Origin of the sequence: Nannocystis sp. RBIL2 (assembly GCF_026626745.1) — a bacterium.
GTDB lineage: Bacteria > Myxococcota_A > Polyangia > Nannocystales > Nannocystaceae > Nannocystis.
In genome coordinates this window covers 5,868,571-5,885,141 of the sequence record NZ_JAPNJW010000002.1, presented here as the reverse complement: position 1 = coordinate 5,885,141, position 16,571 = coordinate 5,868,571, and the positions used below count along the sequence as shown (strand labels likewise).

Annotated in this window: 12 protein-coding genes; 9 read left to right on the top strand and 3 right to left on the bottom strand. The window is 71.1% G+C overall.

The features are described from left to right. Nucleotides 1–25 precede the first annotated feature (25 nt). A complete protein-coding gene (locus OV090_RS48140) occupies nt 26–1,840 on the top strand; it encodes an ABC transporter ATP-binding protein (protein WP_267711860.1) in 1,815 nt (604 codons plus the stop codon). A gap of 106 nt (nt 1,841–1,946) precedes the next feature. Next, nucleotides 1,947–2,981 carry an AraC family transcriptional regulator ligand-binding domain-containing protein gene (locus OV090_RS48135; RefSeq protein WP_267711859.1) on the top strand — a complete coding sequence of 345 codons (1,035 nt, stop codon included), beginning with the start codon at nt 1,947–1,949 and terminating at the stop codon, nt 2,979–2,981. Here OV090_RS48135 and OV090_RS48130 read toward each other — a convergent pair. Next, nucleotides 2,962–3,570, bottom strand: a complete 609-nt coding sequence (locus OV090_RS48130) for a hypothetical protein (protein ID WP_267711858.1) — start codon at nt 3,568–3,570, stop codon at nt 2,962–2,964. The genes OV090_RS48135 and OV090_RS48130 overlap by 20 nt on opposite strands. A gap of 45 nt (nt 3,571–3,615) precedes the next feature. After that, on the bottom strand, nt 3,616–4,005 hold the full coding sequence (locus OV090_RS48125; RefSeq protein ID WP_267711857.1) for a TraR/DksA C4-type zinc finger protein: 390 nt from the start codon (nt 4,003–4,005) through the stop codon (nt 3,616–3,618). Between the two features lie 340 nt (nt 4,006–4,345). Here OV090_RS48125 and OV090_RS51395 point away from each other — a divergent pair, with 340 nt between their 5' ends. The 3 genes from OV090_RS51395 to OV090_RS48110 all read left to right on the top strand — a co-directional run bounded on the left by OV090_RS51395 (nt 4,346) and on the right by OV090_RS48110 (nt 8,453). After that, on the top strand, nt 4,346–5,923 hold the full coding sequence (locus OV090_RS51395) for a GMC family oxidoreductase (protein WP_267711856.1): 1,578 nt from the start codon (nt 4,346–4,348) through the stop codon (nt 5,921–5,923). Between the two features lie 211 nt (nt 5,924–6,134). After that, entirely contained in the window at nt 6,135–6,926 is a 792-nt protein-coding gene (locus OV090_RS48115; RefSeq protein WP_267711855.1) for a hypothetical protein, read from the top strand. A 318-nt stretch (nt 6,927–7,244) separates the two neighbouring features. Then, the gene (locus OV090_RS48110; protein WP_267711853.1) at nt 7,245–8,453 is read left to right on the top strand and encodes a peptide-N-glycosidase F-related protein; all 1,209 of its coding nucleotides are present in this window, start codon (nt 7,245–7,247) and stop codon (nt 8,451–8,453) included. 82 nt (nt 8,454–8,535) lie between these two features. On the opposite strand, the gene OV090_RS48105 is transcribed toward OV090_RS48110, so the two are convergent. Further along, nucleotides 8,536–9,315, bottom strand: a complete 780-nt coding sequence (locus tag OV090_RS48105) for a hypothetical protein (protein WP_267711852.1) — start codon at nt 9,313–9,315, stop codon at nt 8,536–8,538. 377 nt (nt 9,316–9,692) lie between these two features. On the opposite strand from OV090_RS48105, the gene OV090_RS48100 reads away from it, so the two are divergent. From OV090_RS48100 to OV090_RS48085, 4 genes are all read left to right on the top strand, one after another. After that, entirely contained in the window at nt 9,693–12,260 is a 2,568-nt protein-coding gene (locus OV090_RS48100) for an adenylate/guanylate cyclase domain-containing protein (protein ID WP_267711851.1), read from the top strand. After that, nucleotides 12,257–13,861 carry an ATP-binding protein gene (locus OV090_RS48095; RefSeq protein ID WP_267711850.1) on the top strand — a complete coding sequence of 535 codons (1,605 nt, stop codon included), beginning with the start codon at nt 12,257–12,259 and terminating at the stop codon, nt 13,859–13,861. Before OV090_RS48100 ends, OV090_RS48095 begins: the two co-directional genes overlap by 4 nt. Before the next feature lie 82 nt (nt 13,862–13,943). Continuing rightward, the gene (locus OV090_RS48090) at nt 13,944–15,068 is read left to right on the top strand and encodes a hypothetical protein (protein WP_267711849.1); all 1,125 of its coding nucleotides are present in this window, start codon (nt 13,944–13,946) and stop codon (nt 15,066–15,068) included. A 273-nt stretch (nt 15,069–15,341) separates the two neighbouring features. Continuing rightward, nucleotides 15,342–16,568 (top strand): hypothetical protein, encoded by a 1,227-nt coding sequence (locus OV090_RS48085; RefSeq protein WP_267711848.1) that lies wholly within the window; start codon nt 15,342–15,344, stop codon nt 16,566–16,568. Nucleotides 16,569–16,571 lie beyond the last annotated feature (3 nt).

Sequence of the window (16,571 nt, the reverse complement as noted above, 5' to 3'; positions counted from 1 at the left end):
CGCACCCTTGCGTCACACTCCACGCGTGGCCGCTCCGTCTGACGAACCAGGCCTGCGCCGCTTCCTCGGCGTGTTCCGCTACGGTCGTCGCGCCGTCGAGCTGGTGTGGTCGACCAGCAAGCCGCTGACCGTCGCCCTCGCAGTGCTCACCCTCATCGTCGGCCTGTTGCCGGCGGCCGCGGCCTACGTCGGTCAGCTCATCGTCGACGCAGTCGTGCACGCCGCCCAGGTCAGCCACGACCCCGCGCCAGTGCTGCGACTCGTCGCCGTCGAGGCCCTGCTCGTCATCCTCCTCGCCTTCGCCCAGAGATCGATCTCCGTCTGTCAGTCGCTGCTGCGCACCCAGCTCGGCCAGCGCGTCAACGTCATGATCCTCGACAAGGCGTTGACCCTCGACCTCACCCACTTCGAGGACGCCGACTTCTACGACAAGCTGACCCGCGCCCGCCGCGAGGCCTCGAGCCGCCCGCTGAGCCTCGTCGGCCGCACCTTCTCGCTGGTCCAGAACGCCATCTCTCTGACCAGCTTCGCCGCGCTGCTGTTCGGCTTCTCGCCGTGGGCCGCGCTGATCCTCGCGCTCGCCGGCCTGCCCTCGTTCCTCGCCGAGGCCAAGTTCTCGGGCGACGCCTTCCGCCTGTTCCGCTGGCGCGCCCCCGAGACGCGCATGCAATATTATTACGAGACGGCGATCAGCACCCTCGATTACGCCAAGGAGGTCAAGCTCTACGGGCTCGGCCCGCTGTTCCTCCGCAGGTACCAGCAGATCTTCAGCGACCTCTACGCGGAGGACCGCAAGCTGACGCTACGCCGCGGCTTCTGGAGCGGCACCCTCGGCCTCGTCGCCACCGCCGCCTTCTACGGCGCCTATATGTGGATCGCCATGGCCGCGGTGGCCGGCGAGATCTCGCTCGGCGAGATGACGATGTACCTGCTGCTGTTCCGTCAGGGCCAGGGCGCGGTCTCGGCGATCCTCGGCGCCATCGGCGGGATGTACGAGGACAACCTCTACCTCTCGACCCTCTACGAATATCTCTCGCAGGAGGTCGCCGCGCCCTCGGGCACCGCGATCGCCGGCCCCGACCCGAGCGACGGCATCCGCTTCGAGCACGTCGGCTTCACCTACCCCGGCGCGGCCGCGCCGACGCTGCACGACGTCAGTTTTCATATTCGCCCCGGCCAGAGTTTGGCGCTGGTCGGCGAGAACGGCAGCGGCAAGACGACGCTGATCAAGCTGCTGACGCGCCTGTACGACCCGACCGCAGGGCAGATCTTCCTCGACGGCCGCGACCTCCGCGAGTGGGACGCCGCCGCCCTGCGCCGCCGCGTCGGCGTCATCTTTCAGGACTTCGCCCGCTACCAGCTCAAGGTCGGCGAGAACATCGGCGCCGGCGACGTCGCCGCCTTCGAGGACCGCGAGCGCTGGAAGGAATCTGCCCAAAAGGGCATGTCCGAAGATTTTATCAAAGACATGCCGAAGCAGTACGAGACCCAGCTCGGCCGACTTTTTAAAGAGGGTCGCGAGCTGTCGGGTGGTCAGTGGCAGAAGATCGCCCTGTCGCGCGCCTTCATGCGCAGCGGCGCCGACGTCCTCGTCCTCGACGAGCCGACCGCCGCCATGGACGCCGAGGCCGAGGCCCAGGTGTTCGAGCACGTCCGCAACCTCTCCAAAGATCGCATGGTCATCCTGATCTCCCACCGCTTCTCCACGGTGCGCGCGGCCGATCACATCATCGTGCTCCACGGCGGCAAGATCCTCGAGTCCGGCGACCACGCGGCGCTGATGGCCAGGGGCGGCCGCTACGAGCGCCTGTTCTCGCTGCAGGCACAGGGCTACCGCTGAGGACGCCGCCGTCCGCGATCCGGCTTCGCGCGAGGAAGCGCGCGATTCGTCAGCGACGCGCGCTTCGCCGGCGTTCGCCGGGCCGCTACACTCGCCGGATCGGAGCATGACGACGAGGAGCACCCGATCTCCCGGGCGGATCACGACGGCGGCGATGCAGCCGTTGCTGACCGCAGTGCGATCGAGCGGGGCCGACCCGGGCGCGCTGTTGCGGAGCATGGGCGTCGATCCGTCGGCGTTCCGCGAGGGCCGGTCCCGCTGGCTGTCGGCGCTCCTCACCGATCGACTGTGGCAGACGGCGACGGCCCACCAGCCGGACCTGCCGCTGCGGATCGCCGCCTCGGTCGAGCCGTCCACGTTCGGGCTGCTCACCTACCTGCTCGCGTCTCACGACACGACACGAGCCGCGCTCGTCGGGCTCACGCGGTATTACTCGCTGCTCAGCGAGGCGACCACCTATCGCCTCGACATCGGCGCTCGCGCGGCCTGCATGACGCTCGACTTGCACGGCCCGCGCCCGCCCAGCGTCGAATCGTTCGCCGTCGCGGTCTCGCTCTGCTTCGTGCGCCAGCAGGCCCTGGGGCCGCTCGTCGTCAAGGAAGTGAGATTGACGCAAGAACGACCGCGGCCCGATCTGGCAGGCAGCCACGAGACGTTCCTCGGCGCGCCGGTGCAGTTCGGCTGCTCCACCACCGCCTACGTGTTCGACCGCCAGGCGCTGAATGTCCCGCTCCGGCGCGCCGATCCAGGCTTGCTCGTGCTGCTCGAGGAGCACGCCGCGTCGATCCTCGCCGCGCCGTCCACCAGCGATCTCGCTGCACGCGTGCGCGATCAACTCGCCGCGCGCGGCGTCGACTGTTCTGCGAGGTCCGAAGACGTGGCCGCCGACCTCGGCATGAGCGACCGGACGCTGCGGCGGCTCCTGCAGGCCGAGGGGACCACCTTCCGCGCCGAACTCGACGCGGTGCTGGCGGCCGCGGCTAGCGAACTGCTCGCCCGCGGCGGCGGCACCGAGGATGTCGCTGCAGCGCTCGGCTTCGCCGATGCAGCGGCGTTTCGCCGCGCCTTTCGCCGCTGGTTCGGCACCTCGCCGGGCACCCACGCGTCTGCCGTCCGCGGCGTCACTCCTCGACGACGTTGAGCGCGAGCTCGATGTCCGCGACATCGCCGTCGGCGAGCGCCACCGCGACGCAGTCGAGCACGCCGTCGCCGCCGCTGCGCGTATACACGAGATCGCCGAGCCCCGGACGCGGCGACGCCGGCATGGCGTCACCGTTGTCGTCGAGGAAGAGCGCCAGCTGCACCTCCGTGCGCGGCAGACCCTCGATTGCGAAGGGCACCGCGGCGTCCGCCGGCGCGAAGTCGGCGTCGGGCACCACCGCGACGCCGAGGACGGTCCCGCCGCCGGTCAGATCGCAGACATCGAGGGCCGCCACGAAGAGCGTCCCCTTGCCATCGTTGTCAGGCGCGATGTCCACGGTCCGTCTCACGATTCCGGCGATCGACGCGGCCTCCGGATCCCCGGTCTCGGACTCGCCGGACTCGCCCGATTCACCGGACTCGCCGGATTCGCCGCCCCACTCGCAACCACCGGAGGCGAGCATGACGCCGAGGAGCGCCGTTGCGAGGGCGACGCGTGCCCGTGAACCGGAGAGATAACGTGAATGATGGGTAGTCATGGGCCGAGGATGAATCGCCGCGGCCCTGCGGACGAGGTCCGAGCCGGCCATTGTCGTGGCCGGTTCGGACCTCCGCATCGGCGACTCGCCTTCAACTCAATACGCCTCGCGGATCTCGGCCCGCTCGCGGGCCTCGCGTTCGCGGATCTCCTGCGCCTCGACTGTCAACCGCGCTGTCGGCTGGGCCCACAGGCGTTCGAACGGGATCTCCTCCTCCGTGTCCTCGCAGATCCCGTACGTCCCGGCCTGCATGCGGGCGAGGGCGTCTTCGACCTCGCGGAAGCGGGAGCGTTCGTGGTCGGCGATGCTGAGCTGGGCCACCTGGGCGGCCTCGTTGGCCGCGAGGTCTTGTTGGTCGCCGACGTCGGGCGAGGGCGGGGCGGTCGTCTCGGTGCGGTGCTCGAGCTCGCGGCGGAGCAGGGACGAGCGCTCGTCTTCGAGGCGCTGCTTCAGGCGGGCGAGCTGGTCTTTGGTGAGGTGGTCCATCTTTGCGCGACAGCGTAGTACCGTTCGGTCACGGATGCAGCGCTCGCCGCACTCCTGGGCGACCTCGACTGCGGGCGGCCTCGACTCCGGCTCTGGGCGGCGGCCCAGTTCGGCGGCGGACGGCGGTTGCCGGCGTTCCGCGGGCGTGACGGTGAGGGACCGCCGGTTCGGCGGCGCATGTCTCCGGCAGGCTCGCCACGCCGACTGCGTGGGACGCGATCCCCGACGCGGTGTGGAGATTCGCCGCAGATCTGGCGATCCAGCCCGAACCGCTCGCTGCGCGACGTCGGCGCCGGTCGGCTCGTCGCCAGCGCCGCGCCGGCCGTGATACACCCGAGCGGTGAACACCGACTTCGACTACGACTTCATCGTCGTCGGCTCCGGCTTCGGCGGCAGCGTGTCCGGCCTGCGGCTGACCGAGAAGGGCTACCGCGTCCTCATGCTCGAGAAGGGCCGCGAGCTCGGGCCGGCCGACTTCCCGAAGACCAACTGGAACCTCAAGAAGTGGCTGTGGATGCCGAAGCTCGGCTGGCGCGGCCTGTTCCAGATGACCTTCTTCCGCCACGTCACAGTGCTCTCGGGCGTCGGCGTCGGCGGCGGCTCGCTGGTCTACGCCAACACGCTACCTGTCCCGAAGCACAGCTTCTTCGAGTCGCCCTCGTGGGCCCGCCTGGCCGACTGGGAGAGCGAGCTGAAGCCGCACTATGAGACCGCGCTGCGGATGCTGGGCGCTTCAGCGAACCCCGCGGTCACTCCGGTCGACCGCGTCATGAAGGGCGTCGCCGCCGACATGGGCAAGACCGTCGAGCCGACGAACGTCTCGGTCTACTTCGGCGAGCCGGGCAAGACCGTCGCCGACCCGTACTTCGGCGGCAGCGGCCCCGAGCGCACCGGCTGCACCTACTGCGGCGGCTGCATGCTCGGCTGTCGCTTCGGCAGCAAGAACACCCTCGACAAGAACTACCTCTACTTCGCCAAAAAGCGCGGCCTGGAGCTCCTGGCCGACACCGAGGTCACCGCGGTGCGGGCCTTGCCGGGCGGGGGTTATCGCGTCGAGGCGCGCACCGGCGCCGGCGTGTTCGGCCGCCAGACCCGCAGCTTCACCGCCCGCAACGTCGTGCTCGCCGGCGGCGTGCTCGGCAGCGTCCACCTGCTGCTGCGCATGAAGCAGGACCCCGAGGGCTTGCCCAAGCTGTCCGACCGGCTCGGCGAGAACGTGCGCACCAACTCCGAGTCGCTCATCGGCGTCGTCGGGGCCCAGCGCCAGCACGACCTCTCGCGCGGCGTGGCGATCGGCTCGATCATCCAGCTCGACGAGCACTCGCACGTCGAGCCGGTCCGCTACTCCGCCGGCTCCGGCTTCTGGCGCCTCCTGCTCGCCCCGCACGTCGCCGGCGAAAAAGCCCTGGTCCGCCTGTCGCGGTTCGCCGGCGCCTTCCTGCGCCACCCGATCAAGTTCGCCCGCGCCCTGATGGTGCCCGACCTCGCCAAGTACTCGATCATCCTCCTCTACATGAAGACCGCCGAGGGCACCCTGCGCCTGCGCCTCGGCGCCGCCGGCCTCGCCACCGACCTCTCCTCGGGCAAGGCCCCGACCGCATCGATCCCCGAGGCCACCGACATCGCTCGCCGCGTGGCCGAGAAGATCCAGGGCTACTCGATGTCGCTCCTCACCGAGACCCTGTTCAACATCCCGACCACGGCGCACATCCTCGGCGGCTGCACCATGGGCGACTCCGCCGAGACCGGCGTCATCGACCACCAGCACCGCGTCTTCGGCTACGACGGCCTCTACGTCATCGACGGCTCGGCCATTTCGGCCAACCCCGGCGTCAACCCCTCGCTCACCATCACCGCCCTCGCCGAGCGGGCGATGAGCCGGATCCGCGCCAACGTCGAGGTCGCCGCCTCCGCCTGACCTGCTCGATCCGGAGCCTGTCCCTCGGGACAGGCTCATCTTACCTCGGTCCAAGACGACGCCTGTCCCTCGGGACAGGCGTTTTTCGCGCCTCGCTGGGGCAACCTGCCGCCTGTTGCCAGCGGCTGCGCCTCGTCTCGACATCCGGCCGCTTGTCAGCGGCGGCGCTTCGGTGTCTAGTCGATCTTGCCGTTTCCCCCGAGGCGCCCGCATGACCTTCTTCGACCGTGAGTGGATCTTCCGTCGCACCCCGCGCGAGCTCGTCTGCATCCTCGGCGGGCTCGGGATCATCACCTTCGAGCTGGTGCGGCCGTCGCCGGTCGACTGGCCCAACATGGCGGTCTACGTGCTCGCCACTCTGGCGTTCGCCGTCCGCTTCTACGCCGCGCGAGCTGCAGCGGTCGCCACGTGCATCGGCGCGCTGGTCCAGCAGTGGCCGCACCTGCGCTTCGGCGAGGTCGACTGGGAGACGCTCGGCCTGCTCCCGCTGCTCGCCCTCGTGCTGCTGGCCTCGTCCGACCTGGTCGAGCGGTTCGAGCGGGCGCCCTCGCAGCTCCGCTGGTTGCCGAACCTGTGGGCCGGCTTCACCGCGGCCCAGACCCGCACCCTCCGCGGGTCCGCCTACGCCGCCGGCGCCCTCGCCGGCCTCCTCGACCACATCAGCGAGCACTCCGTCCACGCCGCCGGCTGGGCCCGCGGTTCGATGATCGCCCTGGCCCTCAGCCTGCTGCTCCTGTGCGCCGGCCGGGCCGTCGCCCTGCTGCTGCTGTGGGCCACCAGCCTGGTCGTCGCCGCCCACGTCGTGCCGCTGGTGCTGCCCGCCGAAGCCACCCTCGCGCTGCTGGGCCTCGCCAGCTTCGCCCCGGCCGGCACCCCGCCGCTGCCCGCGGAGCTCGCCAACGCCGACCTCTACATCCTGCCCGCGGCCGTCCTGTCGGTCGTCGCCCTCGCCCTCACCACCCCCACGGTCGTCCGCCTGCTCCGCCGCACCCTCCTCGGCTGACCTTTCGGACAGGATATGCGACCTGTCTCTCGGGTCACGTCACAGACTCTCGCCACCTGTCCTCGCGGACATCTTCTCAAATCAACGAAGTCCCATCGAGTCGCAAGACCTGTCCCTTCGGACATGCGCGCGAGCGACCCCGCGCCCCGGCGCGACCGACTCCTACGTCGCGCGAGGTGATGCGATCGATCTGCCAGGGGCGATGCACCGCGCACGCGGCTTCCGGGGCTTCGCTCACTCGCGCGTGACGCCGCTCTGCGGGGCCGGTGTCCCCCTGCCGCTTGCGCGGGCGCGGCGGCATCGGTCTACTCCCGAGGCATGTTCGCTGCCGCCCCCAAGCACCTGTCCGCGTATGGCTGTCTCTTGCTGCTGGCTGCCTGTCCCGCGAGCGGCGGCGAGACGACAGCCGCGACCACCACCACCGGCGGCGCCACGACCACCACCGGCGGCACCACTGCGAACACCGACGAGACCGGGGCCACCGCGCCGACCACCGGAGCGCCGACTGGCACCACCACCGGCGAGCCGGTCCAGCGCGAGCCGTTCAGCATTCAGGTGCTCGACGCCGAGTGGATCAGCGGCATGGACGGCTGGAACACCCAGCACAAGGACGTCGCCTTCGACCTCGGCGCGGCCCCCTTCTCGAAGGTCACCCTGATCGTCGACCTCGACACCGACTGTTACCCCTGGGACAAGTGGCAGAAGAGCCCGCCGCCGCCGGGGCAGAACTGGCCCGCCTCGTGCGACGCGTTCGACCGGACCATGGGCTTCATCAGCGATCCCGGCGGCGACCCGGGCGACCCGCCGGGCTTCGAGCTGCTGCGCTCGATCACCCCGTTCGGCGGCCCGGCCCACCTCGAGGCCGACATCACCGACTTCGCCAACGCCCACCCCGGCGAGCACGTGCTGCGCTCGTACATCAACTCGTGGGCCGACGGCGCCGGCCAGGTCAGCGGCTCGGCCGGCGGCTGGCACCTCAGCGTGCGCATCGACGGCGAGCCGGGCCCGGCCCCGCGCGACGTGCTCGCGGCGATCTCCCTGTTCAGCGGCGACGTCGGGGTCGACGGCGCGACCACCACGGTGCCGTTCAGCCTGCCCGAGGGCGTGAAGAAGGCGGAGCTGGTCTACACGGTCAGCGGCCACGGCGGCGCGGCCGACAACATCGGCGACTGCATCGGCCCGGCCGAGGAGTTCTGCAAGCGCCGGCACCACATCAGCTTCGACGGCGCGGTCGTCACCTCGTTCGACGCCTGGCGCACCGACTGCGGCCAGCTGTGCACGATCACCGACAACCCGCTCCCGGTCGGCCCCGCCAAGTTCTGCGCCGAGAACCCCTGCGGCGCGATCGCCTCGGTCCAGGCCGCCCGCGCCAACTGGTGCCCGGGCGACCTCGTCGCCCCCCTGCGCGGGCCCGTCACCTCGGCGCTGCAGCCCGGCGCCGACCACGAGTTCCAGTTCGCCATCGACGACGTGGTCGAGGGCGGCACCTGGACGGTGTCCGCCGCGCTCTACGCCTACGGCCCGTGAGCCGGCGGTCGGACATGCCTGTTCGGACATGTCCGAGCGGCAATGAACTGAAGGACATGTCAATGCGGACATGTCCCGCGGTTCACCTCGCCTCGGCGCGGCGGCGCAGCCGCTCGGCCTCGTCGGCGCGGCCGAGCGCCTCGAGCCCCTCTGCGAGGATCCGCGCGAACGGGCCGCGGAGGTCGCCGCGGCGGACGGGCAGGCGGTCGTACCAGCGCAGCGCCTCGGCCATGCCGTCGCTCGCCTGCGCGGGCGAGGCGAAGGCCGCGCGCAGCGACAGCTTGGCCAGGCGCGCCACGCACAGCACGAGGTGACTGGCGCTCTCGCCTCCGAGAGTCGCGTCGTCGAAGTTGTCGCCCTGCAGCAGCGGGAACACCCGGCGCACGAAGGCGAGGTAGCGGCCGAGGTTGCGCCCGGCGTCGGTCAAGCAGGCGACGTGGGCGGCGAACTCCTCGTCGAGCAGGACCTCGAGGCAGGGTCGGTCGGGCCGGCGGCGCTTCCACACCTCGACCGCGAGCAGGCCGAGCAAGTCCTGGTCGGCCTCGGCGAGGGTCTGCGTCATGTACACGCGCAGCGCGAGCTGCCACGCCGACGCGAACTCGGGCGCCTCGTCGAGGATCGCCAGGGTCCTGGGCAAGCGCAGCCCGCTCAGGCGATCGAGCCAGCCGAGCAGCGCGCGGTCGGGCAGCGCGGCGACCTCGCCGATGCGCAAGAAGCCGGGGCAACGCAGCTCCCACACGCCGTCGTAGCGGTACTCCTCCTCGAGCTGCGCCGCGTAGGCGGGGATCTCCTGCTCCGCGGCGACGCTGGCGATGCTGCGCTCGCGCTCGTCGAAGCTCGAGGCGCCGAACCACCGCCGCATGAGCGCCGTCTCGACCGCGACCGCAGCGCGTGCATGGGCCCGGATCCGGCTGCGCTCCACCGCTCGCACGGGACGCGGTCGCCCTCGCGGGACGCGCTGCGGAAACCTGGCCATGCCCCGGTCTATGGGGCGGCCTTCGCGGCGCGGCAACGCGCACCGACACACGACGTGCGCAGTCCGACGTTCACGGGCCAAAGCGCGCCGTGAATGGCAACAGAAGCCCGCCATGAACGACGGTCGGCCCGCACGCCGCGACGCTTCACGGGCAGCGTGATCGACGAAGCAGCTCTCCTCTCGCCAGGCGCCGCGGACGCCTGTCCATTCGCGCCTGGGCTCTTGAGCGCCGGAGCCGCTTCGCGCAAGCTCGCAGTAGGATAATGACGCCGTTCCTCGCAGCGACCGCAGCCTTGATCGCGCTCGGCGCTGGGGTCCTGGCGATGGGGGCGAGGCAAACCCTGGCGCTGCTGCGACTGCGTCAGGTCACACCTCACTCGGGCCCGTGGCGGGTCCTGCTCTCCCTGATCCTCGTCTTCATCGCCACCTACGTCGCCACCTCGGTGGTGGTGCTGCTCGGCTGGCAGGAAGCGGTGGTGGCGCTGTCCGGCGTCATCTTCCTCGGCGGTGCGATCTTCGTCTACCTGGCCGCGCGCGCCAGCCTGCGCACGATGCAGGCGCTGGTGAAGTCGAGCATGACGCAGCGCCAGGTCGGCGACATGCTCGAGGCCCTGAGCCACGCGGTGCTGCTCGTCGACGACCGCGGCCTGGTCCGCACCGTCAACCGCAAGCTGTGCGAGCTCACCGGCCAGCCGGCCAGCGCCCTGGTCGGCAAGTCGATCATGCAGGCGGTCGGGCTCGAGAACCCGTTCGCGACCTCGGCGGTCAAGAGCAGCATCGACATGCCGCACACCCACGAGCACGAGCTGCGCCGCCGCGACGGCGCGGTCGTGCCGGTGGCGGTGGCGATCGTGCCGGCCCACCGCGGCTTCGTCTGCGTCCTGACCGACATCCGCGAGGACCGCATGCGCCGGCGCCAGCTCGACGACGCGGTCCGGATCGCCGAGGAGATCCTGCGCGCGCGCAACGAATTCATGGCGCTCGTCGCCACCGAATTGCGCGACCCGCTGGGCCAGCTGTCGCGAGCCTCGCGCGCCCTCGCCGACGCCCCGCCCGAGGCCGACGTCGCCGCCATGGCCCGTAAGATCGGCGTCGCCGGCGAACAGATGGAGCGCGTCGTCCAGAGCCTCCTCGACATCGGTCGGATCGGCGGCAGCGCCGAGGGAGCCCGCGTGTTCTACCCGGCCGCGCTGCTGCGCGAGGCCGCCGAGGCGCTGTCGTCCCAGGCCGCGCGCGCCGGGGTGGTGGTGCGCCACTACGTCGAGCAGGGCGTACCGACGACCTTCTACGGGCGCGAGGCGCAGATCCGGCAGATCCTCGGGCTGCTCGGGCAGAACGCGATCGCACGCGCCCCCGGCGGGGAGATCCGGATCGCGGTCGAACCTGTCCCCGGGGACAAATCATCACACCAGCTGCTGTTCTCGGTCCGCGACACCGGCTATCCGCTGACCGACACCACCGCCTCCATCGACTTCGACCCGCTGACCAGCGGCGCGCGCAGCCAGGGCGGCCGGCTCGACCTGGCGATCTGCCGCCTCCTGGTGCTGTCGCTCGGCGGGCGCATGTCTGCCGGCAACACCACCGGCAACACCGCGACGGTGTTCTTCACGGTGGTCGGCGGCGTCGCGCCCGGCTCGCAGCAGACGACGATCACCAATCAGCTCGGCGAGACCCAGGCCATCGCCTCGATGAGCGGCGGCGGGTGGAAGAACTCGTTCGAGGCCTCGTCGCGGCTGGCCCGGCTCGCCATCCCCGACGCCGACGCGACGACCGAGCCCGAGCGCCGCACCGGCTCGGTCCTGGTGGTCGACGACAGCCCGACCAGCCGCGAATTACTGGCCCACCAGTTGCGGCAGGCCGGCAACACGGTCGAGGTCGCGGGCACCGCCAGCGAGGCGCTCGACCTGGTGTGGCAGCAGGAGTTCGACGTCATCCTGCTCGACGTCCTCCTGCCCGACAGCGACGGCATCGCCGTGCTCGAGGAGCTGCGCGAGAAGGGCGCGCTCGAGCGGCTCAGCGTCCTGATGATCTCCGCGGTCGAGGAGACCTCGAGCGTGGCCGCCTGCATCGAGCGCGGCGCCGAGGACTTCCTGCCCAAGCCGGTCAGCCCGGCGCTGCTGCGGGCCCGCCTCGGCGCCTGCCTCGAGAAGAAGTTCCTGCGCGACAAGGCCCGCCACCACCTGGTCCAGCTGGCCGCCGAGGGCCGCCGCGCCAACGACCTGCTGCGCGTGCTCCTGCCCGACCCGATCGCCGACGAGCTGCAGTCGTCCGGCACGATCGCCCCGCGCCGGCTCGACAACGTCGCGGTGGTGTTCGCCGACATCGTCGGCTTTACCGCCTATTGCGACCGCCACAGCCCCGAAGAGGTGCTGATCAGCCTGCAGGACCTGTTCACCCGGTTCGAACAGCTCGCGCTCGAGCTCGGGGTGCAGAAGATCAAGACGATCGGCGACTCCTTCATGGGCGCCGCCGGCCTGTTCGACGCCGACGCCGACGACGAGCGCCCCGCCCTGCGCTGCGTGCAGTTCGGCCGCGCGATCCTGGCGGCCAGCGCCGAGCTGCCGACCCACTGGAACCTGCGGATCGGCGTCCACGTCGGCCCGGTCGTCGGCGGCGTGGTCGGCACGCGGCAGTACATCTTCGACATCTGGGGCGACACCGTGAACACCGCCCAGCGCATCGAACAAAACGCCCGCGTCGGCCAGGTGTGCGTCAGCGCGGCGGCGCGGCTGCAGATCGAGCCCGACTACAAGACCGAGAGCATCGGCGTCAGCGAGATCAAGGGCAAGGGCGAGACCGAGCTCTTCGTCGTCGTCGGGGGCCCGAATTGACGGGCGCGACGGTCGTCCTGATCGTCGTCGTCCTCGCGCTCTCGGTCGCCCTGATCGCCACGATCGTGGCCAATCGGCGCCGCGTCGCGACCGACCGCGCCGAGCTCGCTCGCCTCGCAGAGGACAACCGGGCCCTGCGCGAGCGCAGCGAGGCTGCCCACGCGACCGCCGAGCTGCGCTCGCGCATGGTCGCGCACGTCAGCCACGAGCTGCGCACGCCGATGCAGGCGATCATGAGCCTGCTGGCGCTGCTCGACGACCACGGCCTGCCGCTCGAGCAGCGCCGGCAGCACCTCAGCACGCTGCGCGGCTCGAGCGAGGACCTGCTGCTGCTGATCGACGGCCTGGTCGACACCTCGCAGATCGAGGGCAAGCAGCCGTCGCTGCGGACCGACGACTTCTCGCCGCGGGCCACTCTCGAGCAGCTCGTCGACCTGCTCGGCCCGAGCGCGCACAAGCGCGGCCTCGAGCTGCGGTCCGCGCTGGCGTCGGACCTGCCGGCGCGGCTGCGCGGCGATCGCCTGCGGCTGCGCCAGGTCGTCATCAACCTGATCGGCAACTCGATCAAGTTCACGCGCCAGGGTCACGTCGAGCTGCGCGCCTCGGCGCGGGTCGAAGGCGACGTCGCGCGCCTGCAGGTCGAGGTCAGCGACACCGGCGTCGGCATCGGCCCCGAGGCCATGAGCAGGCTGTTCCGCGACTTCTCCCGCGTCGGCGACCTCAGCGTCGAGGGCAGCGGCCTCGGCCTGTCGATCAGCAAACAGCTGGTCGACGCGCTCGGCGGCCGCCTCGACGTCGACAGCGACCCCGGCGTCGGCACGACCTTCCGCTTCGAGGTGGCGATGCCGCTCCTCGTCGCGCCCGCGGCCCAGCCGACCGCCCAGGCCGACAACCGCCCGCGCATCCTGGTCGCAGACGACGACGGCGCCGGTCGCGAGCTGTTGGTCACCGCGCTGCGGCGCTGCGGTTACGCGGTCGACGGCGTGGCCGACGGCGCGGCCGCGGTCGCCAGCGCGCTCGCGCGGCCGTACGTGGCGGTCATCCTCGACGTCCAGCTGCCCGAGCTCGACGGCCCCGGGGCGGCGCGGCAGATCCGCGACGTCCGCGGCGACGTCGCCCTGATCGCCCTCACCGGCCACACCGAGATCGACGTGCTCGGCCGCTGCAAGGACGCCGGCATCGACGCGATCCTGATCAAGCCGGTCAAGCTCGAGACCCTGCGCGCCACGATCGCCCGCGTCGCCGCCGAGCGCATGCAGCCCGTCGAGCTGGCGGTGATCCGCGGCTACGTCACCGCCGACGACCCTGCCTTCGTCCCCGGCCTCATCGACGTGTACCTGCGCGAGGCCGAGGGCGACCTCGAGGCCCTGCAAGAGGCCGCCGGACGCCGGGAGATCGCGCGAGTCGCTCAATTGGCGCACCGGCTCAAGGGCAGCTCGGCCGGGTTCGGCGCGCGACTGCTCGCCGAACGCTGTCAGTCGCTCTATGCCGCCGCCCGCGCGGAGCAGCCCGCGAGCGACGAACTCGCGGCCGTGGCCCGCGAATTCGCCAGAGTGAAGGCTGCGCTGTCGGTCGAGCGGACTCGGCTCATATCATCGTAGCGATGAATCGCCGCGCGCCTCGGATGTGACGGGCCCCACCGCCCGGACGATGGTCCAGGCGATCGGGCGCATATAGAACTGCATGCATCGCTTCGTGTTCGCGACGACGGTCGCGCTGTGGACCGCCGGGACGGCGTGCGAAAACCAGAGCTCTCACGGCGGCAGCGACGGGACCTCCGGCGGCGTCGTGCTGACCGGCGACGACACCACGGGCGCCATCGACGTGCCGGACCCTGGCGTCATCGGCAAGCTCGACCTGCCCCCGTCCGACGGCGGCAGGCCGGACGACCCGGCGGCGGCCGGCTGCGCCAAGGCCGATTTTTTGTTCGTCATCGACAACTCGGGCTCGATGGCCGACGAGCAGGCCAACCTGATCGCCTCGTTCCCCGGCTTCATCGCCACCATCACCCAGACGATCGCGGCCCAGGACTATCACATCATGGCGGTCCCGACCGACGACGGTCAGGCCGCCGGCCTCAGCACCAAGTGCAACGCCGACTCGTGCGCCTGCATGCCGGCGCCGATCTGCTGCCAGAAGACCTGCGAGCTGTTCGGCAAGGATTGCAACGGCTACGCCTGCGACGCCCTGCCGATCTCCGACTGCGACCAGGTCTACGGGCGCGGCAACGTCTACAACGCCGTCGGTCAGCGCTGCAGCCTCGCCGACGGGCGCCGCTACATGAAGGCCGACCAGCCCGACCTCGCCGGCACCTTCGAGTGCGTGGCCAACATCGGCACCCACGGCAGCGGCGCCGAGAAGCCGGTGCTGGCGACCCTCGAGGCCGTCAGCGACCCGCTCAACGGGCCCGGCGGGTGCGACGAGGGCTTCCTGCGCGACGACGCGATCCTCGTCGTCATCATCATCACCGACGAGGAGGACGACAACGCGATCGAGGGCGAGGGTACGCCCGGCCTGCCCAAGGAGTGGTACGACCGGCTCGTCGCCGCCAAGCACGGCGACACCGACGCGGTGGTGGTGCTCGGCCTGGTCGGCGACGGCAACCTCGACGGCGGCGTGTGCCCGCCCGGCGGCGGCCCGAACATGGACGGCACCGGCGCCGAGTCGTCGCCGCGGCTGCAGGACTTCGTCGACCGCTTCGAGAACGGGGTGATCGGCAGCGTCTGCGCCACCGACTACACGCCGTTCTTCACCGAGGCGGTCGGGGTGATCGACTTCGCCTGCGACGTGTTCGAACCGGTCGGCTGACGCGCGGTGCTGCCATTCCCGGCGAAACCTCGAAGCGCCCGCATTCACCGCGGCGGCCGCTCCGCGCGGCGTCCGGGCCGCCGGCGCGCGTATCCGTGAAACGCCGTGCTTCGGGCGGCTCGCTCGGAGATCGCAGCAGATGTCCGAAGAGACATCCGGCGATGCGCCCGCCGCACCGCGCAATCTCTGGACAATCACCCGTGACGGCGCACACGAATCGTAATAGCCATGACGCCTTTCGCCGCGGTCATGGAGTGAGCGATGCTGGCGGCGATGATGCGTCGCTCAGTACGATTCGCCGTCGAATCATTCCTCGGGCTCGCCGTCGTCGCCGGCTGCGGCGACAGCAGCGGACCTAGCCCCGCCACCGCCACCGGGATCACCGGTGCCACCAGCCTCACCGGTCAGGCGCCCGGGACGACGACCGGACCGGACGCCCCGGGCGGCGATTCGACGGCCGTCCCGACCACCACCACCGGCGATCCGAGCGCCGGCACCACCACCGACAATACGCCGCCCGACGGCCTGCCGAAGCTCGACCTCGGCGAGCAGCCGGAGGGCACCACCGGCGAGAACGACCCGCTGGCGGCCGGCTGTAAGAAGATCGACTTCCTGTTCGTGGTCGACAACTCGGGCTCGATGGCCGACGAGCAGGCCAACCTGATCGCCTCGTTCCCCGGCTTCATCGACACGATCACCAATACGCTGGCGGCCAAGGACTACCATATCATGGCGGTCTCGACCGACAACGGCATGAACACGGGCCTCAGCAGCACGTGCACCAACGGCACGTGCAACTGCACCCCCGCGCCCGTCTGCTGCGAGAACGCCTGCGGCGGCTCGGGCGTGACCTGCAACGGCTTCGACTGCAACGACCTGCCGCTGTCGCAGTGCAACTACGAGTACGGCACCGGCAAGGAGTTCGACGCCACCGGCAAGCACTGCATGCTCGCCGACATGAAGCGCTACATGACGGAGAGCCAGCCCGAGCTGGCCCAGACGTTCGAGTGCATCGCCAACGTCGGCACCTACGGCAGCGGCGACGAGAAGGTCATGCTGTCCGCCACCTCGGCGCTCGGCGACCCGCAGAACGGCGCCGGCGGCTGCGACGAGGGCTTCCTCCGCGACGACGCGCTCCTCGTGCTCGTGTTCATCACCGACGAGGAGGACGACGCCGCCGACGACGGCAAGGGCTCGCCCGGCGAGCCGGCCGAGTGGTTCCAGGCCGTCGTCGCCGCCAAGGGCGGCGAGGAGAAGTCGGCCGTGGTGCTCGGCCTGGTCGGCGACAGCAACCTGCCGATGGGCCTGTGCCCGCCCGGCGGCGACCCGAACGGCGGCGACGGCATGGGCGCCGACGCGTCCCCGCGCCTGCAGAGCTTCGTCGACATGTTTTCGAACGGGGTGATCGGCAGCGTCTGCGCGGCCGACTACACCCCGTTCTTCGCCGAGGCGGTCGGCGTCATCGACACCGCCTGCGACCAGTTCGAGCCGCCGGGCTGATCC

Bases quoted from the DNA above. Each gene is read 5' to 3' on its own strand.
- OV090_RS48110 (WP_267711853.1), top strand. From the start codon at position 7,245: ATGTTCGCTGCCGCCCCCAAGCACCTGTCCGCGTATGGCTGTCTCTTG.
- OV090_RS48085 (WP_267711848.1), top strand. From the start codon at position 15,342: ATGATGCGTCGCTCAGTACGATTCGCCGTCGAATCATTCCTCGGGCTC.
- OV090_RS48135 (WP_267711859.1), top strand. From the start codon at position 1,947: ATGACGACGAGGAGCACCCGATCTCCCGGGCGGATCACGACGGCGGCG.
- OV090_RS48115 (WP_267711855.1), top strand. From the start codon at position 6,135: ATGACCTTCTTCGACCGTGAGTGGATCTTCCGTCGCACCCCGCGCGAG.
- OV090_RS48090 (WP_267711849.1), top strand. From the start codon at position 13,944: ATGCATCGCTTCGTGTTCGCGACGACGGTCGCGCTGTGGACCGCCGGG.
- OV090_RS48105 (WP_267711852.1), bottom strand. From the start codon at position 9,315: ATGCGGCGGTGGTTCGGCGCCTCGAGCTTCGACGAGCGCGAGCGCAGC.
- OV090_RS48100 (WP_267711851.1), top strand. From the start codon at position 9,693: ATGACGCCGTTCCTCGCAGCGACCGCAGCCTTGATCGCGCTCGGCGCT.
- OV090_RS48130 (WP_267711858.1), bottom strand. From the start codon at position 3,570: ATGGCCGGCTCGGACCTCGTCCGCAGGGCCGCGGCGATTCATCCTCGG.
- OV090_RS48125 (WP_267711857.1), bottom strand. From the start codon at position 4,005: ATGGACCACCTCACCAAAGACCAGCTCGCCCGCCTGAAGCAGCGCCTC.